General features: G+C 55.7%; 15 protein-coding genes. 6 read left to right on the top strand and 9 right to left on the bottom strand.

All coding sequences use genetic code 11. From position 1 onward, the window contains the following. Positions 1–273: 273 nt before the first annotated feature. Positions 274–2,706: a maltodextrin phosphorylase gene (gene malP / locus FY046_RS14835; RefSeq protein ID WP_133846644.1), complete on the top strand. Its 2,433-nt coding sequence runs from the start codon at positions 274–276 to the stop codon at positions 2,704–2,706. Continuing rightward, positions 2,687–4,759 carry a 4-alpha-glucanotransferase gene (malQ, locus tag FY046_RS14830; RefSeq protein WP_446186218.1) on the top strand — a complete coding sequence of 691 codons (2,073 nt, stop codon included), beginning with the start codon at positions 2,687–2,689 and terminating at the stop codon, positions 4,757–4,759. The genes malP and malQ overlap by 20 nt, the downstream gene beginning before the upstream one ends. Positions 4,760–4,854: 95 nt before the next feature. Here the strand turns inward: malQ and fabF are convergent, their stop codons facing one another. From fabF to gntX, 3 genes are all read right to left on the bottom strand, one after another. Then, positions 4,855–6,138, bottom strand: a complete 1,284-nt coding sequence (fabF, locus tag FY046_RS14825) for a beta-ketoacyl-ACP synthase II (RefSeq protein WP_133846646.1) — start codon at positions 6,136–6,138, stop codon at positions 4,855–4,857. Positions 6,139–6,307: 169 nt separating this feature from the next. Then, positions 6,308–6,883, bottom strand: a complete 576-nt coding sequence (gene nfuA / locus FY046_RS14820; RefSeq protein ID WP_133846647.1) for a Fe-S biogenesis protein NfuA — start codon at positions 6,881–6,883, stop codon at positions 6,308–6,310. 58 nt (positions 6,884–6,941) lie between these two features. Next, complete coding sequence (gene gntX, locus FY046_RS14815; protein ID WP_446186217.1) at positions 6,942–7,625, bottom strand: DNA utilization protein GntX; 684 nt, start codon at positions 7,623–7,625, stop codon at positions 6,942–6,944. Between the two features lie 35 nt (positions 7,626–7,660). Here gntX and bioH point away from each other — a divergent pair, with 35 nt between their 5' ends. Then, entirely contained in the window at positions 7,661–8,437 is a 777-nt protein-coding gene (gene bioH / locus FY046_RS14810; protein WP_133846649.1) for a pimeloyl-ACP methyl ester esterase BioH, read from the top strand. Positions 8,438–8,600: 163 nt separating this feature from the next. Beyond that, positions 8,601–8,867, top strand: a complete 267-nt coding sequence (locus FY046_RS14805; RefSeq protein ID WP_133846650.1) for a YdgH/BhsA/McbA-like domain containing protein — start codon at positions 8,601–8,603, stop codon at positions 8,865–8,867. 33 nt (positions 8,868–8,900) lie between these two features. Here FY046_RS14805 and FY046_RS14800 read toward each other — a convergent pair whose 3' ends face one another. The 5 genes from FY046_RS14800 to greB all read right to left on the bottom strand — a co-directional run bounded on the left by FY046_RS14800 (position 8,901) and on the right by greB (position 16,261). Then, entirely contained in the window at positions 8,901–10,589 is a 1,689-nt protein-coding gene (locus FY046_RS14800) for an alpha-amylase family glycosyl hydrolase (protein WP_133846651.1), read from the bottom strand. Between the two features lie 82 nt (positions 10,590–10,671). Beyond that, positions 10,672–12,975, bottom strand: coding sequence for a Fe(2+) transporter permease subunit FeoB (gene feoB, locus FY046_RS14795; protein WP_446186216.1), 2,304 nt, complete (start codon positions 12,973–12,975; stop codon positions 10,672–10,674). Further along, positions 12,972–13,214: a ferrous iron transporter A gene (gene feoA / locus FY046_RS14790; RefSeq protein ID WP_133846653.1), complete on the bottom strand. Its 243-nt coding sequence runs from the start codon at positions 13,212–13,214 to the stop codon at positions 12,972–12,974. Before feoA ends, feoB begins: the two co-directional genes overlap by 4 nt. Before the next feature lie 136 nt (positions 13,215–13,350). Continuing rightward, positions 13,351–15,681, bottom strand: a complete 2,331-nt coding sequence (locus FY046_RS14785; protein WP_133846654.1) for a Tex family protein — start codon at positions 15,679–15,681, stop codon at positions 13,351–13,353. A 100-nt stretch (positions 15,682–15,781) separates the two neighbouring features. Further along, a complete protein-coding gene (gene greB / locus FY046_RS14780; protein ID WP_133846703.1) occupies positions 15,782–16,261 on the bottom strand; it encodes a transcription elongation factor GreB in 480 nt (159 codons plus the stop codon). A gap of 288 nt (positions 16,262–16,549) precedes the next feature. Between greB and ompR the strand changes: the two genes are divergently transcribed. Beyond that, positions 16,550–17,269: an osmolarity response regulator transcription factor OmpR gene (gene ompR, locus FY046_RS14775; protein ID WP_001157751.1), complete on the top strand. Its 720-nt coding sequence runs from the start codon at positions 16,550–16,552 to the stop codon at positions 17,267–17,269. Then, complete coding sequence (gene envZ / locus FY046_RS14770) at positions 17,266–18,615, top strand: two-component system sensor histidine kinase EnvZ (protein WP_133846655.1); 1,350 nt, start codon at positions 17,266–17,268, stop codon at positions 18,613–18,615. The genes ompR and envZ overlap by 4 nt, the downstream gene beginning before the upstream one ends. A 64-nt stretch (positions 18,616–18,679) precedes the next feature. Here envZ and pckA read toward each other — a convergent pair whose 3' ends face one another. Continuing rightward, the gene (gene pckA, locus FY046_RS14765; RefSeq protein WP_133846656.1) at positions 18,680–20,299 is read right to left on the bottom strand and encodes a phosphoenolpyruvate carboxykinase (ATP); all 1,620 of its coding nucleotides are present in this window, start codon (positions 20,297–20,299) and stop codon (positions 18,680–18,682) included. Positions 20,300–20,447 lie beyond the last annotated feature (148 nt).

Raw genomic sequence — 20,447 nt, 5'->3', positions numbered from 1 at the left:
GTCGCCCGCTACTGGCACGTTTAACGAATTCACTCATACTCAGATCAGTCTCTTTTTTTCACCTCCTATTCCCATTCTGGGCGTGCAGCCTGTTCTGCACCCTATTGCCGCGCGCTTTATCCGGGCAGCCCAGCCCGGTTAGTTGTCTCCCTCTAGTTGTTTACTTGCTTTTTTTTCGCTCATCGCATTCTGCGGTGAGCTTTTTTTCGTTTTGCCGTCTTAACTGTAAGGTGCCTTCAGTCACATTTTGCCCACCTGTTTAAGAGGGATTATATGTCGCAACAGAAATTCAATAAGGCGCGCTTTGATGCGGCGTTGACGCGTCAGTGGCAGCATCTTGGTTATACACGTGCCGCAGACATGACTGCCCACCAGTGGTGGCAGGCGATCAGCGGTGCGCTGGCAGAACTGCTGGCGGCAAAGCCGGTGACGAAATCCGTGAAAAAGCAGCGCCACGTTAACTATATTTCTATGGAGTTTCTGATTGGCCGCCTGACCGGGAATAATCTGCTGAATCTGGGCTGGTATGACGAGGTTAAAGCGGCACTGGCAGAGCATCAGCGCGATCTCAGTGAACTGCTGGAAGAAGAAGTTGATCCTGCTCTGGGTAATGGTGGGCTGGGGCGGCTGGCCGCCTGCTATCTGGATTCGATGGCCACGGTGGGGCAGCCGGCTACGGGTTATGGGCTAAATTATCAATACGGTTTATTCCGCCAGTCGTTTGACGACGGTCAGCAGATTGAAGCACCGGATGACTGGCAGCGTGAGCGTTATCCATGGTTTCGCCACAATGCGGCGCTGGATGTGAATGTCGGCATCGGCGGGACGGTAATCAAAAATGCCGATGGCCAGCTGGCGTGGCATCCGGCGTTTACTCTGCGCGGCGAAGCCTGGGATCTGCCGGTGACCGGCTACCGTAACGGCGTTGTACAGCCACTGCGTCTGTGGCAGGCCTCCCATGCTCATCCGTTCGACCTCACGCTGTTTAATGACGGTAAGTTTCTCGCGGCCGAGCAGCAGGGTATTGATGCGGCGAAGCTGACCAAAGTGCTGTACCCCAACGATAACCATCAGGAAGGAAAGCGCCTGCGCCTGATGCAGCAATACTTCCAGTGTGCCTGTTCGGTGGCCGACATTCTGCGTCGCCATCACCTTGCTGGGCGCAGCGTGCATACGTTGCCGGACTATGAGGTGATTCAGCTTAATGATACCCACCCGACCATCGCCATTCCCGAGATGCTGCGTGTGCTGCTGGATGAGCACCAGTTAAGCTGGGACGATGCCTGGGCCATCACCCGTCAGACCTTCGCCTACACTAACCACACCCTGATGCCGGAAGCGCTGGAGCGCTGGGATGAACGGCTGGTACGCAGCCTGCTGCCACGCCATTTCACGTTGATTAAAGAGATCAACCGACGCTTTAAAAAGGTGGTCGAGAAACAGTGGCCAGGGGATGAAGCCGTTTGGGCGAAACTGGCGGTGGTGCACGATAAACAGGTGCGCATGGCCAATCTTTGCGTGGTCAGCGGTTTTGCTGTGAATGGTGTGGCTGCGCTGCACTCTGAACTGGTGGTGAAAGACCTGTTCCCGGAATATCACCTGCTGTGGCCGGAGAAATTCCATAACGTTACCAATGGCATCACGCCGCGTCGCTGGCTGAAGCAGTGTAATCCGGCGCTGGCGGCGTTGATCGATGACACGCTTAACGTTGAGTGGGCGAACAATCTGGAGGCGCTGAAAGGGCTGGAAGCCTTTGCCGACAATAAAGCATTCCGCAAACAGTATCGACAGATTAAACGCGCCAACAAGCTGCGCCTGGCTGAGTACATTGTGCAGCGCACTGGCATTGTGGTGAACCCGGATGCCTTGTTCGATGTACAGATCAAACGCCTGCATGAGTACAAACGCCAGCATCTTGGCCTGATGCATATCCTCTCTCTCTATAAACGGCTGCGCGACGACCCGAAACTGGATGTGGTGCCGCGTGTGTTCCTGTTTGGCGCCAAAGCCGCACCGGGTTACTACCTGGCGAAGAATATTATTTATGCCATTAATAAGGTGGCGGAGAAGATCAACAACGATCCGCTGGTGGGCGACAAGCTGAAGGTGGTGTTCATTCCGGATTATCGCATTACGGCGGCTGAGTTGATGATCCCGGCAGCCGATCTGTCAGAACAGATCTCCACTGCCGGATATGAAGCCTCCGGTACAGGCAATATGAAGCTGGCGCTGAATGGTGCGCTGACCGTAGGTACGCTCGACGGGGCCAACGTTGAAATCGCTGAACAGGTGGGTGAAGAGAATATCTTTATCTTTGGCAATACGGTGGACCAGGTCAAGGCGCTGAAAGCCAGTGGCTATCAGCCGCTGAAGTTACGCAAAAAAGATAAACATCTTGATAGCCTGTTGAAAGAGCTGGAGAAAGGATTTTTCAGTGATGGCGATAAACACGCGTTCGACATGATGCTGCACAGCCTGGGCAAAGGGGGCGATCCGTGGCTGGTGCTGGCCGACTTCGCCAGTTACTGCGAAGCACAGCTGAAGGTGGAAGCGCTGTACCGTGACCAGGAGGCCTGGACGAAAGCGGCTATTCTGAATACGGCCCGCACCGGGATGTTCAGCTCCGATCGTTCGATTCGGGATTACCAGCAGCGTATCTGGCAGGCAAAACGGCCCGGGAGAGGCGATGGACTTAAAAAAGCGTGAGCAGGCCGCTACGGCGGCGGGTATTGCTTCGAAATATATTAATGCACGCGGGCAGCCGGAAGCGGTGAGCGCCGGGACGCGCGAAAAGCTGCTTGAGGCAATGGCCGCCGTTCCTGATAGGGGAAATGCACCATTGCCACCCTGTCGTGTGCTGCTGAAAAAACGGACTCAACAGCTTCAGGTGGGGGGAAAAGGGAATTATCAGTGGCAATTTGACAGTGAGCAGGGGAAAACCCACCAGGGGTCTGTGTCTGGTGGAGAGGTGCTGACGCTGCCGGCGAATCTGCCAGAAGGTTATCATCATCTGTTGCTCACGCAGGGGAAAAAACAGTGGCCGTGCCGGATTATTGTGGCACCAAAACGCTGCTATGAGCCTGCAGAGTTAAAGCGCGGCGACAAACTGTGGGGCGCCTGCGTGCAGCTCTATACGCTGCGATCGGCCCAGAACTGGGGCATCGGTGACTTCGGCGATTTGAAGCACATGGTCAGCGAAATCGCCACACGCGGCGGTGCATTTATTGGTCTCAATCCGATTCACGCGCTTTATCCTTCCCTGCCTGAAAATGCCAGTCCGTACAGCCCGTCGTCACGGCGCTGGCTCAACGTGATGTATATCGATGTGGCTGCCGTGCCGGATTTCCAGCACAGCAAGGCCGCTCAGCGCTGGTGGCAGAAAAAGAGCACCCAGACGGCGTTACACACTGCACGCGATGCTGACTGGGTGGATTATGCGCGGGTGGGGGCATTAAAAATTCAGGGGCTACGTCATGCCTGGTCGCAGTTCACCGCACGTGATGCGCAGGACGCCAGCGTGCAGCACTTTGAGGCCTTTATCAACGCCGGGGGAGAAAGCCTGTTAAACCAGGCCGCCTTTGATGCCCTGCACTGCGCTATGCTGAAGGACGATCCTGCTCGCTGGGGCTGGCCGGTATGGCCTGAAAATGTACAGCAGGGCGATAGCGAGGCGGTGCAGCAGTTTTGCCGTGAGCAGCAGGATGAAGTGCGTTTCTGGTCATGGCTGCAATGGCTGGCGAATCGTCAGTTTGATGCGTGCTGGCAGTGTTGCCAGCAGCACCAGATGCCAGTGGGGCTTTACCGGGACTTAGCCGTGGGCGTGGCGGAAGGCGGCTCCGAAACCTGGTGCGATCGTGAACTCTACCGGTTGAAAGCTTCCGTTGGCGCGCCGCCGGATATCCTCGGCCCGCTGGGGCAAAACTGGGGATTGCCGCCGATGGACCCGCACGTGATGGCGGCGCGTGGCTACCAACCGTTTATCGACCTGCTGCGGGCGAATATGGCGAGCTGCGGCGCACTGCGCATCGATCATGTGATGTCGCTGTTGCGCCTGTGGTGGATCCCTTACGGTGAAACGGCCAACTTCGGTGCCTATGTCCACTATCCGGTGGATGACTTAATGGCAATCCTCGCGTTGGAAAGTCAGCGCCATCAGTGCATGGTGATCGGTGAGGATCTTGGTACTGTACCGACGGAAATTGTCAGTAAACTGCGCGACAGTGGTATCTATTCGTGGAAGGTTCTCTACTTCGAGCAGGAGAGTGGGGATCGTTACCGGGCACCCTCCGTTTGGCCACGCCAGTCTATGGCGAGTGCGACGACCCATGACCTGCCGACGCTGCGTGGCTTCTGGAGTGCCGGGGATCTGACTCTGGGTCAAACGCTGGGTATTTATCCTGACAAGCTGGTCCTCAAAGGGTTGTTTGAGCATCGCGTCCGCCAGAAACAGGCATTGCTGGAGGCATTGCATCGTCATCACTGTGTGCCAAAAAGCTGTGGTAAACGGGCGGACAGGCTGGCGATGACAACGGTGCTCAATCGTGGATTACAGCGTTTTATTGCCGACAGCAACAGCGCACTGCTGGGGCTGCAACCAGAGGACTGGCTGAATATGGCCGATCCGGTGAATGTACCGGGCACCACCGATCAGTATCCCAACTGGCGGCGTAAACTGAGCGTCACGCTGGAGGCCATGTTTGCCGATGATCGCGTTAATCGCTTAATTAAGGATATCGATAAACGACGTAAAGCCCCGTAATAATCGTGCGAGGCATGCCTCGCCGTATCAACTATTGCCGCATCACGTAGGGGTCGGGCATGCCCGACCCGTTTCTCTTGCGGTCCGCCCGGCGCTTACGGCGTAAAGGCTTTAAAAATCACCGAACCGTTTACACCACCAAAACCGAAACCGTTAACCAGCACGCTGCGGATGGTCATCTGCTGCGCACTGTTTTTAACGATGTTCAGCCCTTCAGCAGCACTGTCCAGCTGTGTGATATTCAGCGAAGGTGGCGCAATCTGCTGACGCATTGCCATCAGTGAGAAGATCGCCCCCACAGCCCCGGCGGCGCCCAGCAGATGCCCGGTGGCGGATTTGGTTGAGGAGATCGCCGTGTGAGCGCCTTCACCCAGTACCCGACGCAGCGCATTGATTTCGGCAAGATCGCCGACCGGCGTCGAGGTAGAGTGCGCGTTGATATAATCGATATCGCGCCCTGTTATCCCTGCCTGCTGGAGCGCAATGGTCATCGCACGCGCAGCGCCTTCGCCATCTTCCGGCCCGGAAGTGATGTGGTAAGCATCCGAGGTGGTGCCATAACCGACCACTTCACCAAGGATTGTGGCGCCACGCGCCTGAGCACGGGTCAATTCCTCCAGTACCAGCATCCCGGCACCTTCTCCCATCACAAAACCATCACGTGCCTGGTCGAACGGGCGCGAAGCCTGCTCAGGATGGTCGTTAAAGGCTGTTGAGAGCGCGCGGGCGGCCTGGAAGCCCCCGAGTGAAACCGGATTGATGCAAGATTCACAGCCACCCACCACGGCGATATCCGCATCATCAAAACGGATGGCGCGGAAACCGTCACCGATACTTTGAATGCTGGCCGCGCAAGCGGAAACGGGTGTTCCCAGCATGCCCTTGAAGCCATATTTGATCGCCACGTGTGACGCCGCGAGATTGGCGATAAACGACGGAATGGTAAACGGGGACAGTTTACGGCTGCCTTTTTCTGCCACGGTTTTGACCGCATTGCTGATGGCATGAAAACCGCCAATGCCGGTGGCAATAATGGTGGCGGTGCGCAGACGTGCGGTTTCCGATAGATTATGTAAGCCGGCCTGCGTGATGGCTTCTTCGGCCGCTGCCAGCGCCAGATGAATAAAGCGGTCCGCTTTACGCTGCTCTTTCACCGGAATAAGCGCAGCAATATCAAAACCGTGCTGCGGGTCTTGTTCGATGGAGGGAACCTGCCCACCCACGCGGATGGCCGTATCGCCATAGGCCTCTTCAGGAAGATGACGAATCCCGGACTGACCGGCGATCAGCCGTTGCCAGCTACCGTCTACGCCATTACCGAGCGGGCTGATTAAGCCCATACCTGTGATCACGACTCTTCTGCCAATATTGTTCAACATGATGACCTGTAGGTTGCGAAAACAGGTTTCAGTGTACACGTGTAAGCTGAAAAATCCAGCGTCAATCACGCCAGGGAAAATTAAACAGGCAGTCGGGGGAAAATTAAACCGGGGGCGTGAAATCGCGGGGAAAGAAAAGAGAAGGGGCCGGATATCCGGCCCCAGGTCATCAGTAGAACGAATGCTCACCGCGTTCGTGTTCTGTCAGGTCGCGTACGCCTTTCAGTTCAGGGAACGCCGCCAGCATCTCTTTCTCGATGCCTTCTTTCAGGGTCACATCGACCATGGAACAGCCGTTACAGCCGCCGCCAAATTGCAGAATAGCGAAACCTTCGTCGGTGATTTCCATCAGGGAAACTTTACCGCCGTGGCTCGCCAGCTGTGGGTTGATCTGGGCCTGCAACAGGTACTCAACACGCTCAATTAACGGGGCATCTTCGTTAACTTTACGCATTTTGGCGTTCGGTGCTTTCAGCGTCAGCTGTGAACCCAGGTTATCGGTCACAAAGTCGATTTCAGCGTCTTCCAGATAGGGTGCGCTGAGGGCATCAACATAGGCTGACAGCAGGGGAAACTTCAGTTCAGTATCCGTTGCTTCTACTGCATCGGGTGGGCAGTAGGAAACACCGCACTCGGCAGTCGGTGTACCCGGATTAATCACGAATACACGAATTTGGGTGCCATCTTCCTGCTTTGACAGCAGTTTTGCGAAGTGCTCTTGTGCAGAGTCGGTAATTAGGATCATGGCGATTGCTCAATAGTTAACTAATTTCATTGGTTATAATACGCCCATCACCGACGCTCTACAAGGTTCGGCACAGGCACCAGATCTGTACGCTGGCAGCACCCCTGGCCAGCAGAATGCGGCTTATCTCTGCGACGGTACTGCCCGTGGTGACCACATCATCTAATAAGGTGATATGCAGCCCGCGCACATCAATTTCAAGTGTAAACGCGCCGCGTAAGTTTTTACGCCGCGCCAGAGCGCCCAGACGGTGCTGAATACGCCCCGCACGTATACGTGTGATGGCTCGGGGTAAATAACGACATTGCGTCCAGCGTGCCAGACAGTGAGCCATATCCTCTAACTGATTATAGCCGCGTTGCCACGCCCGGCGATGATGCAGTGGGACCGTCAGCAATACATCCGGACGATGCAGCCCGCTTTCACGCCGTTGCATTAACCAGCATAGCAGTATCAACCGGGCCAGCGTTACCGCAAGTGCGGTGGTGCGATAAAACTTTAGCCGGTTTACGAGCTGGCTGAGCGGTGGTTGCCAGGGCGTGACGAACACCAGCCACTGCCAGGGAGGTGGGCTGTGCAGGCAGCGGCCGCATTCACGGGTTGTTTCGCCGCTGGGCAGTCCACAGCGTGGGCAACCACCGCGCATCGCCAGAAGGTGGCGTAAACAAACGGTGCACAAGCCGTGCTGTGCAAGGCTGAGCGGCATCAGACATAGCCAACAGCCTGCTGGCATTGGTAGCATGGCGACCTCGTAATTTAAATACAGGACGATAACCGATGACGGTGCTTCACTGGGAGACTATTGGACAGGGCGATCGCCATCTTGTGCTGCTGCACGGATGGGGGTTGAACGCCGGGGTGTGGCATTGCATTAGCGAGCGGCTCAGCGCACATTTTTGTCTGCATCTGGTGGATCTTCCCGGTTATGGTCACAGCCAGGGATTCCCGGCAATGACGCTCGATGAGATGGCGGCAGCTGTGCTGGCGCAGGCCCCTGAGCAGGCCATCTGGCTGGGCTGGTCGCTGGGTGGCCTGGTTGCCAGCCAGGTGGCGCTGAATGCGCCGCAGCGGGTGCGTGGTCTGGTCAGCGTGGCATCCTCACCGCGTTTCAGTGCGGAAACCGATTGGCCCGGCATAAAACCGGAAACGCTGACCTCATTTCAGCACCAGTTGAGTGAGGATTTCCAGCGCACCGTGGAGCGGTTTCTCGCGTTACAAACCCTGGGGACGGACAGCGCTCGCCAGGATGCCCGGGCATTGAAAAGCGTGGTGTTTGAGCGACCGGTACCTGCGGTTGAGGTCCTGAACGGCGGGCTGGAAATTCTCAAGACGGCAGACGTGCGCCAGGCGCTCGCCGCGCTGTCCATACCATTTTTACGCCTGTATGGGGCGCTGGATGGCTTAGTACCACGAAAAATTGTCCCGCTGCTTGATGATGCCTGGCCAGCCAGTACCAGCCATATTATTGAGAAAGCGGCCCATGCGCCTTTTATCTCGCATCCGGCCGATTTTTGTCAGCAGATTATCGATTTCAGTGAGAACGTCAGGCCCTGAGGAGCGCCATCTCTGGGCAACTGAGCGGGGGAGGCAGAGTGGCGTTACGTATTGCAACAATTCACTGCGTTGTCGGTTTGCACATCGCGGTCGATAATGGTCACGGCACTATTTTTTACTGCCATTGATAACTGGAAATATTTACCTAAGGAGAGGAAATTGTATGAAAAAGCTGATCACTATCTCTGCACTGATGTTGACGACCCTGGCGGCATTTAATGCCAGTGCAGCCGAGCAGATCACCCGCGAAAAAGCGCAGGAGATGAAGCTGGAAAAAATCGGTACGGTGACGACAAACTCCACCACCGATCCGATGGATGCCAACGCCCGCTTATCGAAAAAAGCCGATGAGAAAGGCGGTAAATACTATGTGATCATCGCAGCCCAGCAGGGGAACCGCGATCACGCATTGGCTGACGTCTATAAGTAAGCGATAGTCCCTGCCCGCCATCGGTGGGCAGTTTCAGGCTTTCAGCCAGCGGAATTCCCACGCTTCCAGCAGCATCGCCTGCGCACCATCAATACGATCGCCACTGGCAATATCCCGATACCAGCGCGCCTCTGGCAGCATCATACTCACCGCTTTATTGCTCAGGTTAAACACGCACCACAGGGATTCCTGTTCTTCTCTTGCCTGGCGTTTCATCACCAGCAGTGAATTGTCACTGTCGATGATGCTCATGGGATTATCCGGATGGAAGGCCGTCTGCTGGATACGCAACTGAATGAGCTGGCTGAGGGCATAGTAGACTCGTTGTCGCAGTGAATCCTTTTCCATTAACGCCTGTTCGATATCGCTGACGGCATATTTCTGGCGGTTGATTGCCCGGTTGTACCCGGCAGTTTTTACGCCTTCAACATCGTTACGTGAGCCGAGAATACTTTGCACGTAGATGGCCGGTACGCCAGGAAAGGCCAGCAGCAGCGCATGGGCCAGCAGGAAACGTCGCAGGCGCGTATCGTCATCATCCGCTTTCTGATTCAGGGCATCCATGTAGGTGACATTGATTTCATACGGACTGGTGCTGCCATCAGGGTTATTTTTATAGGAGATCAGCGCTCCTTCCATCGCCAGATCGCGTACCAGCGAGACGATCTCGGTTTCCGGCAGAATGCCGCGTAAGGGGTTCAGGCCGATGCCGTCATGTGACGCGAGGAAATTGAAGAATGTGGTGCTGCCGCTGCCGCCATCGAGGGAGGCGGCCCACTGGCGAAGGGCACGTGACGATCCATAATGGATTGCGTGCAGCACCAGCGGCGGCAGTGAAAACTGATACACCATCTGCGCCTCATCACGACCATTACCAAAATAGCTGATGTTATCTTTGTGCGGAACGTTGGTTTCCGTTAACACCACCGTGCCTGGTGCCACTTCGTTGGCAATAGCGCGAAACAGCTTGACCAGCTGGTGGGTTTTTTCCAGATGAATACAGGACGTTCCCGGCGTTTTCCACATATAGCCCACCGCATCCAGGCGCAGGTAATCGGCGCCTTTTTGCAGATAATCCAGTACCACGTTCACCATCGCGATCAGCACTTCCGGGTTAGCGAAGTTCAGGTCGATCTGATCGGCGCTGAAGGTGGTCCAGATAAAACGGGTTTCACCGTCGGCCATCGCAAAAGGCGTGAGAAGGGGTGAGGTGCGCGGGCGGGTGACTGCGCTTAAATCGGTGGTGGGCGGCATGCTGATAAAGAAATCGTCCCAGCCGGGGTCCTGCGCCAGATAGTGGCGAAACCAGGCGCTTTCAGATGACATGTGGTTGCAGACAAAATCAAACATCAGCCGGGTATGCTGGCGCAGGGCGGCGACGTCCTGCCAGTCGCCACATTTGGGGTCCACCTGGTGATAGTCAATGACTGAGAAACCATCGTCGGAGGACCAGGGGAAAAAAGGCAGCAGATGAACCAGATTAAAGCTGGATTGCAGGTGCTGTTGCCAGAAACGAGAGAAGGTCGTCAGGGTGGGCGTGTTCTCTTCATGAAACTGATCGGCGTAGGTGATCAGCACCACGTCTTTTTCATCCCAGTGTGGTTTACGCGACTGTTGAATACGCTCCCGCGCATCAGCAATCAGCGTATGCAGCCGCTGTAAGCAGGATGGCGGGAAAGTGTAATCGTAGATCTTATCTATTAAGTTATTGATAATATCCATTATTATTCGAATTGCCACCGCGGGTGAAAAATTCAGACGTTATTTTTCACTGTAGACGCTGGTCACAAAATCGCAACCTGCATCAGTGGCAACGACCGTTTTTGGCGCAGTTCTGGCAGCCGGTACTGACCTGTTTAACCGGGATCTGGGCCGGGGTGATGCGCACGCGGCGTAGCGCGCCCAGCAGCAGGGCATTGAACAACAGGACAGTGGCAATAATCAGACTGCTGCTGCCTGGATGCTGGTGGAAACTGGCAACCTGATAAAACAGGGTGGCCAGCGAGTAAGCCAGATCCAGCCCCCACAGGATCGAGAACAGCATCCAGCGGTTACTGCTTTCACGGGCAATGGCACCCATTACTGAAACGCAGGGCACGTACAGCAGCACAAAAATCAGGTAGCTGTAGGCGGCAGCATCGCTGGCGAACTTGCTGTGCATCGTACCCATTGCGCCGCTGGCCATTTCCGCATCGCCTTTACTGGCCTCAATGGGGTTGGCGAGAACGCTGAGGCTGAAAGTGGCTTTGATGCCTTGCCATGTCTCAATCAGCGCGTCACTCAGCTGCGTGCGAAGACTGAACTGCTCAGGGTCGAATGCCTGCTGTTGCAGCGCTTCGGCGGTGTAGAGAGTATTCAGCGTGCCGACCACCACTTCTTTTGCCATCGCTCCGGTCAGCAGACCGACGGTAGCCTGCCAGTTATCATCGTGAACACCGATCGGTGCCAGCAGTGGTGTCAATGTCTGGCTGACGCTGGCCAGCGCGGAGTCGTTCAGATGACTCACCGGCTTGCCGCTAAACGAAAAACTGTTTAGCGCACCGATAAGCATACTGACCAGCACAATCACTTTCCCGGCCCGCAGGACAAACCCCCGCAGACGCTGCCAGGTTTGCAACAGCAGACTTTTGGCGTGAGGAACGTGCCACAGTGGCAGCTCCATTACAAAGGGACTGGCGTTACCGCGCATCAGCGTATGCTTAAGCAGCAGGCCAGTGGCGATGGCCGCGCAAATCCCCAACAGATAGAGGCTGAAAACGACCAGGGCACCACGCTGACCGAAAAAGGCCGCCGCAAAGACCGCGAAAATCGCCAGCCGCGCTCCGCAGGAGATAAACGGCGCCATCAGTACGGTGATCAACCGCTCCCGTGGGGCGTCCAGCGTGCGTGCTCCCATTACCGAGGGCACATTGCAGCCAAAGCCAACAATCAGCGGCACAAAGGATTTACCGGGCAGACCAAGCGCCTGCATCAACCGATCCATCACAAAGGCGGCACGCGCCATATAACCGGAATCTTCCAGCAGAGAGAGGAACAGGTACATCATGCCGATCTGCGGTATCAGCGGCATGACGGTATTGATCCCACCGCCGATGCCCTGCGCCAGGAAAAGCGTCAGCCATAACGGTAGGTGCAGCGTAGCGCCCAGCCACTGCGTACCCTGAATAAATATCGCCGCTGATCCGAGGTCGAAAAGCGGTTGTAGTGCGCCACCAAGGTTGATGGCGAGGAAGAACATCATATACATCACCAGCAGAAACAACGGCAGGCCCAGCCAGCGGTTCATGGTCAGGCGATCCAGGCGCTGGCTGAACAGGCTACGGCTTCCGGCGGCACGGATGACCTTGTGGCAGAGTGATTCGAGAGTCTGATAACGGCTACTGGCAATGGACTGAGCGGCATCCTCCCCCAGACGTTCATGGATGCCTGGCAGTAACGCCTGGGCTGCGGGCATCTGCTGCTGGCTCCAGATATCCCCTTCCAGCATATGCAGGGCCAGCCAGCGTTTCTGCCCTTCTGGCGTGGTGGCGGGCATGGCAGCGACCAGTTCACGCAACGCTTGTTGCAGCGGCTGCGAATAGGGGACAGCAAGCGGGGTGGGCTGGCGTGAATAACGGTCGATGGTCTCTTTCAGGCGATTAATGCCGCGCCCGCGAGTGGAAACCAGCGGTATCACCGGACAGCCCAGCGCCTCTTCCAGCGCCGGGAGGTCTAACTCTGTTTGCTGGCTTTCAACAATATCCAGCATGTTCAATGCCACGATGCAGGGCTGCCCCATCTCCAGCAGCTGCAAGGTCAGATAAAGATTGCGTTCAAGGTTGCTGGCATCCACCACGTTAACCACCAGGTCGGCATCACCGCTCAGGAGATACTGACAGGCAATCTGTTCATCCAGCGATGCCTGTGCCGAGAGCGTGGTGAGTGAGTAGCAGCCTGGCAGATCAACCAACTGCACCTGATGCTCTTCTGTGGTGAACTGCCCTTCTTTGCGCTCGACGGTCACACCGGCCCAGTTACCGACCCGCTGGCGCGATCCGGTGAGCTGGTTAAACAAGGTAGTTTTGCCTACGTTAGGGTTCCCGGTCAGTGCGATAGTCGTGGTTTTCATGCGACCTCTCCGGCTGACTGCATGGCTTCCAGTTGGAGTAATGCAAGATCCTTTTTGCGCAACATTAGGCTGACGTGGCGGGTTTCAATATGTAGGGGATCGCCCAGTGGAGCGATACGGATCAGCCGAAAGGTGATGCCGGGCAACAGGCCCAGCGCCATGAGTTTCTGGCGAAATACCGGATTGATGGATGACGAAAAACCGACGATTCGGTAGGCGTGCTGTGGGATCATTTGCATTGGCGGTGCCTGCTTAAATAGACACTGATAATTTTAATGAGAGTGATTCTTGCTCACATTGATATGGAGCAACTTAATCGCAGGGCAGACGCGGAGGTTAGGAAAAAAGAGCGGGCCATCAGGCCCGCCGGGGGGATTAGCTTTTTTTGCCAAAGGCGGCAGCCAGCGCATCGCCCATCGCGCTGTTGCCCGCAGGCTGGGCGGCAGGGCGCTTGTTGTTGGCTTTTGCCGGGCGCGCGTTGTCACGGTCCGGCGATTTGTTGCCGCCACCGCGTCGCGCGTTGGTTTCGCCTGGCTGCTCGTCAAGGCGCATGGTCAGCGCAATACGCTTACGCTGTAAATCCACTTCCATCACCTTCACCTTGACCACATCACCGGCTTTCACCACTTTGTGTGGGTCATCGACAAATTTATCGGCCAGTGAGGAGATATGCACCAGACCATCCTGATGGACGCCGATATCGACGAAGGCGCCGAAGTTGGTGACGTTAGTCACCGAGCCTTCCAGCACCATCCCCGGGAGCAGGTCATTCATGGTGTCGACGCCGTCAGCGAACTGTGCGGTTTTAAACTCAGGACGTGGATCGCGACCCGGTTTTTCCAGTTCTTTGATGATGTCACTCACGGTCGGCACGCCGAAACGCTCATCGGTAAAATCAACGGCTTTCAGATTACGCAGCTCAGTCGGGTTACCCATCAGGTCGTTAAGAGCCTGCTCGGTGGCGGCGAGAATACGCTGCACGACCGGATAAGCTTCCGGGTGCACGGTAGAGGCATCCAGTGGGTTATCGCCCTGAGTGATGCGAAGGAATCCGGCGCACTGTTCAAAGGCTTTCGGCCCCAGACGACCGACTTTCAGTAACTGCTGACGGTTCTGGAAACGGCCGTTCTCATCACGCCAGGTGACAATGTTCTGGGCGATCATCTTGCTCAGCCCTGCCACGCGCGTTAGCAGCGGCACAGAGGCGGTATTCAGATCGACACCCACGCCGTTCACGCAGTCTTCCACCACCGCATCCAGTTTTCTCGCTAACTGGCTCTGGCTGACGTCATGCTGGTACTGGCCGACACCAATGGATTTCGGGTCGATTTTTACCAGTTCGGAGAGCGGATCCTGTAAGCGACGGGCGATGGAAACCGCGCCACGCAGCGAGACATCCAGGCCAGGGAACTCCAGTGCCGCCAGTTCGGAAGCGGAATAGACCGAGGCTCCCGCTTCGCTGACGATGACTTTCTCGCCCTGGACCTGCGGGAACTGCTTTTGCACCTCAAGATAGAAACGCTCGGTTTCACGAGATGCCGTACCGTTGCCGATGGCGACCAGTTCAACCTGATGTTTGGTACAGAGTGCTGCTACGGCCGCTGCGGCTTTCGCAGTCTGCCCGGTGTGAGGATAGATGGTGTCTGTCGCGACCAGCTTCCCGGTCGCATCCACCACGGCGACTTTGACCCCGGTACGCAGGCCAGGATCGAGACCCATCGTGGCGCGCATCCCCGCCGGCGCCGCCATCAACAGATCGTGCAGATTGCGGGCGAAGACATTAATCGCTTCGTCTTCCGCGCGTTCACGCACGGTGCCCATCAGTTCGGTTTCGAGGTGCAGCAGCACCTTGATGCGCCAGGTCCAGCTGACTACGGCTTTACGCCAGGTATCCGCTGGCGCATTGTTCAGGCGCAGATTCAGATGGTCTGTGATGATCTGCTCACCGTGGCTTTCGCGCGGTGGTTCATCAAACTGCGGATCAGCATTCAGCGCCAGCTGTAAGATACCTTCGTTACGCCCACGGAACATGGCCAGCGCACGGTGGGAAGGTACGGTGGATAACGCTTCATGATGATCGAAGTAGTCACGGAATTTTGCGCCTTCCTCTTCTTTGCCATCGATCACACGTGCGACCAGGTGTGCATTTTTCCACAGGTAGTCACGCACTTTTGCCAGCAGTCCGGCATCTTCTGCGAAACGTTCCATCAGGATGTAGCGTGCACCATCCAGCGCCGCTTTGGTGTCAGCAACACCTTTGTCGGCATCAATGTAGCCAGCGGCCAGTTGTTCAGGATCGTGAGACGGCTCCTGCCATAACGTGTCTGCCAGGGGTTGCAGACCGGCTTCTATCGCGATCTGACCGCGCGTGCGGCGCTTCTGTTTGTAAGGCAGATAGAGGTCTTCGAGCTCGGTTTTACTCAGGGTGGCGTTGATTGCCGCTGCCAGCTCATCGGTCAGTTTTCCCTGGTCGGCAATGGATTTCAGAATGGACTGGCGGCGGTCGGCAAGCTCGCGCAGGTAACCCAGTCGGGTCTCCAGCTGACGCAGTTGGGTATCATCTAACCCGCCGGTCACTTCCTTACGATAACGTGCGATAAACGGCACGGTATTTCCTTCGTCCAGCAGGCGAACAGCGGCTTCAACCTGTTCTGGTCTGGCCTTTAGCTCACTTGCAATCAGGCGGCTCAGTGAATTATTCATCATTGTTGGGACACTTTTTAGCTTAAGAAATTGGCAACAGTTATACGGATTGCAGCAGCATAATGCCAGTCATCAGACTGTCAGCATGGCTGCAACGGCGAGTTTAGGATTCTTTGACGTAGCTGATCGCATTGACGTACCACAGTGCTTCACCCACTGGGGTGTGGACGATGGCGGCATCCCCGATCTCTTTTTTCAGCAATGCACGCGCCATCGGCGAGTCGATAGAGATATAGTCATTGCGACCGAAGATCTCGTCATAGCCGACAATGCGGAAATGCTTCAGATCGCCATCATCGTTTTCCACCTCAACCCAGGCACCGAAAAACACTTTGCCATCCTGCTGTGGGGAATAGTCGACAATACGCAACTGTTCCAGGCACTTGGTCAGATAGCGTATCCGGCGGTCAATTTCACGCAGGCGTTTTTTGTTGTACTGATAGTCGGCATTTTCACTGCGATCGCCAAGGCTGGCCGCCCAGGTGACCTTCTTCGTCACTTCCGGGCGCTCTTCACGCCACAGGAAGTCCAGCTCCTGCTTCAGCAGGTTGTAGCCTTCGCGGGTAATCAGTTTGGTTTTCATCATTCAGCCATCGTCATCGTGATATGCAGACTATTTTGTTGTGCTGTGTGACGGGATGCAAATTCATTGTTCCGAATTATGCCGCAACGTTACTGCTTGTTTGTCATGATAAATACGCTGGAAAAAACCGTTCATCCCCTGGTTTTTTTGACCCAGATTACAGATAAGCTGCTGTTTAATATGCTTTGTAACAATTTCGGCTACAATATAAACCATTATTGACTGTTACATTCAGGCATCTTTTTTAAAAATACAGGCTCAGGCAATAGCGCCTTTGGGAGTAACGAAATGCAAGAAAATTACAAAATCCTGGTGGTAGATGATGACATGCGTTTGCGTGCACTGCTGGAGCGTTATCTGACCGAGCAGGGCTTCCAGGTGCGTAGTGTGGCCAATGCTGAGCAGATGGATCGCCTGCTGACGCGTGAATCATTCCACCTGATGGTGCTGGACCTGATGTTACCTGGCGAAGATGGCTTGTCGATTTGCCGCCGTCTGCGCAGCCAGAGCAACCCCATGCCGATTATTATGGTCACCGCCAAAGGCGAGGAAGTGGATCGTATCGTGGGCCTCGAAATCGGTGCGGATGACTATATTCCAAAACCGTTCAACCCACGTGAACTGCTGGCCCGTATCCGTGCGGTGCTGCGTCGTCAGGCGAATGAACTACCGGGTGCGCCTTCTCAGGAAGAAGCGGTGATTGCTTTCGGTAAATTCAAGCTGAACCTCGGTACCCGCGAGATGTTCCGTGAAGATGAGCCGATGCCACTGACCAGCGGCGAGTTCGCCGTGCTGAAAGCGCTGGTGAGCCACCCGCGTGAGCCGCTGTCGCGCGATAAACTGATGAACCTGGCCCGTGGTCGTGAGTACAGTGCGATGGAGCGTTCTATCGACGTACAGATCTCCCGTTTGCGCCGTATGGTGGAAGAAGATCCGGCTCATCCACGCTACATCCAGACCGTTTGGGGCCTGGGCTATGTCTTCGTGCCGGACGGCAGTAAAGCATGAGGCGATTCCGCTTCTCTCCCCGTAGTTCATTTGCCCGCACACTGTTATTGATCGTTACCCTGCTGTTCGTCAGCCTGGTAACGACTTATCTGGTGGTGCTGAACTTTGCAATTTTGCCCAGTCTGCAACAGTTCAACAAAGTGCTGGCCTATGAAGTTCGTATGTTGATGACCGACCGTTTGCAGTTGGAAGATGGCACGCAGCTGGAAGTGCCTCCGGCATTTCGCCGTGAAATCTACCGTGAACTCGGCATCTCGCTGTATACCAATGCAGCGGCGGAAGAGAGCGGATTACGCTGGGCGCAGCACTATCAGTTTCTCAGCCAACAGATGGCGCAGCAGTTGGGTGGCCCGACCGATGTCCGTGTGGAGGTCAATAAGAACTCCCCGGTGGTGTGGCTGAAAACCTGGTTGTCGCCGGATATCTGGGTGCGCGTCCCCCTGACCGAGATCCATCAGGGCGATTTCTCTCCATTGTTCCGCTACACGCTGGCGATTATGTTGCTGGCGATCGGTGGAGCCTGGCTGTTTATACGTATCCAGAACCGCCCGCTGGTGGAGCTGGAGCACGCGGCGTTACAGGTGGGTAAAGGCATTATCCCCCCGCCACTGCGCGAGTATGGTGCCTCTGAGGTCCGTTCCGTGACGCGGGCATTTAATCAGATGGCATCTGGCGTGAAGCAGTTAGCCGATGACCGAACCCTGCTGATGGCCGGGGTGAGTCATGACCTGAGAACGCCATTGACGCGTATTCGTCTGGCAACGGAAATGATGTCAGAGCAGGATGGCTATCTGGCTGAGTCGATCAATAAAGATATCGAAGAATGTAATGCGATTATCGAACAGTTTATTGATTACCTGCGTACCGGGCAGGAGATGCAGTTTGAACGCGCGGACCTCAACAGTGTGCTGGGAGAAGTGGTGGCGGCAGAAAGCGGTTACGAGCGTGAAATTGAGAATGCCGTGATGTCCGCTGAGCTGATGCTGGATATCAATCCCCTTGCGATTAAGCGTGCGATTGCCAACATGGTCGTCAATGCTGCCCGCTATGGTAATGGCTGGATTAAGGTCAGTTCCGGGCGTGAGCTGCATCGAGCCTGGTTCCAGGTAGACGATGATGGTCCCGGTATTGAACCCGACCAGCTTAAGCACCTGCTTCAGCCGTTTGTGCGTGGTGACAGCGCACGCAGTACCAGCGGAACGGGCCTGGGACTGGCGATTGTGCAGCGTATTATTGATGCTCACCAGGGGGCGCTGGAGATTGGTAAGAGTGAAAAAGGGGGCTTACGCATTCGTGCCTGGCTGCCATTGCCACCTGCCAGCCTTCCGCCAGGGCCTACCCAGTGACAGGCAAGGGTGCGGCATGATGTCGTAGGGGTGAGGCATGCCTCACCCGATTCCACTGACTGGCTTACAGTTTCGGCCCGGCTTTCACCAGTGCTTCACCCGCTTTAGTGTCGGTGAACTTATCGAAGTTGTTGATAAACCTCTGCGCCAAATCCCGAGCCTTTGTTTCCCATTCGGCTTCACTCGCCCAGGTTTGACGCGGGTCGAGCAGTTTGCTGTCTACGCCTTGCAGGGTCAGCGGTATCTCCAGGTTGAAAACAGGCAACGTGGTGGTTTCTGCATGGGCGATGTCGCCACTGAGGATAGCGTTGATAATCGCCCGTGTATCGGCGAGCGAAATACGTTTCCCACTGCCGTTCCAGCCGGTATTCACCAGCCAGGCTTCTGCGCCTGCGTCCTTCATCCGTTTCACCAAAACCTCTGCGTACTGTGTGGGGTGCAGGGTCAGGAACGCGGCACCAAAGCAGGCTGAGAAGGTGGGAGTAGGTTCGGTGACTCCACGCTCAGTACCGGCCAGTTTGGCGGTAAAACCGGAAAGGAAATGGTACTGGGTCTGCTCGGCGGTCAGGCGTGATACGGGGGGCAGCACACCGAAAGCGTCAGCGGTCAGGAAAATCACTTTCTTCGCGTGGCCGGCTTTCGACACCGGTTTAACGATATTGTCGATATGATCAATCGGGTAGGAGACGCGGGTGTTCTCGGTCTTGCTGCTGTCGTCATAATCCACCGAACCATCGCTGCGAACGACAACGTTCTCCAGCAGGGCATCCGGGCGGATCGCATGGTAGATCTCCGGTTCTGCTTTTTCTGACAGTTTGATAGTTTTAGCGTAACAGCCCCCTTCAAAGTTAAACACGCCGTCATCATCCCAGCCATGTTCATCATCGCCAATCAGCTTGCGCTTTGGATCGGTAGACAGTGTGGTTTTGCCCGTGCCTGAGAGGCCGAAGAAAATGGCAACATCCCCTTTTTCACCGACGTTGGCCGAGCAGTGCATCGACGCAATCCCTTTTAGCGGCAGCAGGTAGTTCATCATAGTGAACAGCCCTTTCTTCATCTCGCCGCCGTACCAGGTTCCCCCGATAAGCTGCATGTTTTCCGTCAGGTTAAAGGCGACAAAGTTCTCGGAATTCAGCCCCTGTGCCTGCCAGTCCGGGTTGGTGCACTTGGCGCCGTTCATCACCACGAAGTCGGGTATGAAATTCGCCAGAGCTGCTTTATCCGGGCGGATAAACATGTTCTTCACGAAGTGCGCCTGCCAGGCGACTTCCGTGATAAAGCGTACGCAGAGGCGTGAGTCCGGGTTAGCGCCGCACCAGGCATCGATAACAAACAGGCGTTTGCCGGAGAGCTGCTTTGTGACAAGGTTTTTCAGCGACTGCCAGGTCTCCTGCGAGAGGGGGTGGTTATCGTTTTTACCTTTCCCATTGTCACTCCACCACAGCGTGTCGCGGGTGGTTTCGTCACGTACCAGATATTTGTCTTTCGGAGAGCGTCCGGTAAAAATGCCGGTATCAACGGCGACAGCGCCAGACTGCGTGACGATACCGCGCTCAAAACCGTTTAATGTGGGTAGGGTTTCTTCCTTAAACAGGGTGTCATAATCAGGATTATGAATCACCTTCACCGTATCAGTGATGCCATAAGCGACGAGGTCCTGCAAGGTCAGGTCGTTAGTGTGCATGTTACTGCTCCTTTGTCGGTTTTTTGTACTGCGTCAAATTGTAGGGGTATTTCAACTTTATTACCGCGAGCAACCTCCGGCTTCTGCATCAGTGCCGGGTGATGCCACGATCGCGCGCAGTTTACACCCGCCAGAAAACAGCGAAAGC

The organism is Erwinia sp. 1181_3, assembly GCF_052824965.1.
Note: the sequence above shows the minus strand (reverse complement) of the source record. Positions and strands in the feature narration are given on the sequence as shown.

What these genes read in the sequence shown, in the direction of transcription:
- malP (WP_133846644.1), top strand. Translation starts at nt 274, where the DNA reads ATGTCGCAACAGAAATTCAATAAGGCGCGCTTTGATGCGGCGTTGACG.
- malQ (WP_446186218.1), top strand. Translation starts at nt 2,687, where the DNA reads ATGGACTTAAAAAAGCGTGAGCAGGCCGCTACGGCGGCGGGTATTGCT.
- fabF (WP_133846646.1), bottom strand. Translation starts at nt 6,138, where the DNA reads ATGTTGAACAATATTGGCAGAAGAGTCGTGATCACAGGTATGGGCTTA.
- nfuA (WP_133846647.1), bottom strand. Translation starts at nt 6,883, where the DNA reads ATGATCCTAATTACCGACTCTGCACAAGAGCACTTCGCAAAACTGCTG.
- gntX (WP_446186217.1), bottom strand. Translation starts at nt 7,625, where the DNA reads ATGCTACCAATGCCAGCAGGCTGTTGGCTATGTCTGATGCCGCTCAGC.
- bioH (WP_133846649.1), top strand. Translation starts at nt 7,661, where the DNA reads ATGACGGTGCTTCACTGGGAGACTATTGGACAGGGCGATCGCCATCTT.
- FY046_RS14805 (WP_133846650.1), top strand. Translation starts at nt 8,601, where the DNA reads ATGAAAAAGCTGATCACTATCTCTGCACTGATGTTGACGACCCTGGCG.
- FY046_RS14800 (WP_133846651.1), bottom strand. Translation starts at nt 10,589, where the DNA reads ATGGATATTATCAATAACTTAATAGATAAGATCTACGATTACACTTTC.
- feoB (WP_446186216.1), bottom strand. Translation starts at nt 12,975, where the DNA reads ATGAAAACCACGACTATCGCACTGACCGGGAACCCTAACGTAGGCAAA.
- feoA (WP_133846653.1), bottom strand. Translation starts at nt 13,214, where the DNA reads ATGCAAATGATCCCACAGCACGCCTACCGAATCGTCGGTTTTTCGTCA.
- FY046_RS14785 (WP_133846654.1), bottom strand. Translation starts at nt 15,681, where the DNA reads ATGATGAATAATTCACTGAGCCGCCTGATTGCAAGTGAGCTAAAGGCC.
- greB (WP_133846703.1), bottom strand. Translation starts at nt 16,261, where the DNA reads ATGAAAACCAAACTGATTACCCGCGAAGGCTACAACCTGCTGAAGCAG.
- ompR (WP_001157751.1), top strand. Translation starts at nt 16,550, where the DNA reads ATGCAAGAAAATTACAAAATCCTGGTGGTAGATGATGACATGCGTTTG.
- envZ (WP_133846655.1), top strand. Translation starts at nt 17,266, where the DNA reads ATGAGGCGATTCCGCTTCTCTCCCCGTAGTTCATTTGCCCGCACACTG.
- pckA (WP_133846656.1), bottom strand. Translation starts at nt 20,299, where the DNA reads ATGCACACTAACGACCTGACCTTGCAGGACCTCGTCGCTTATGGCATC.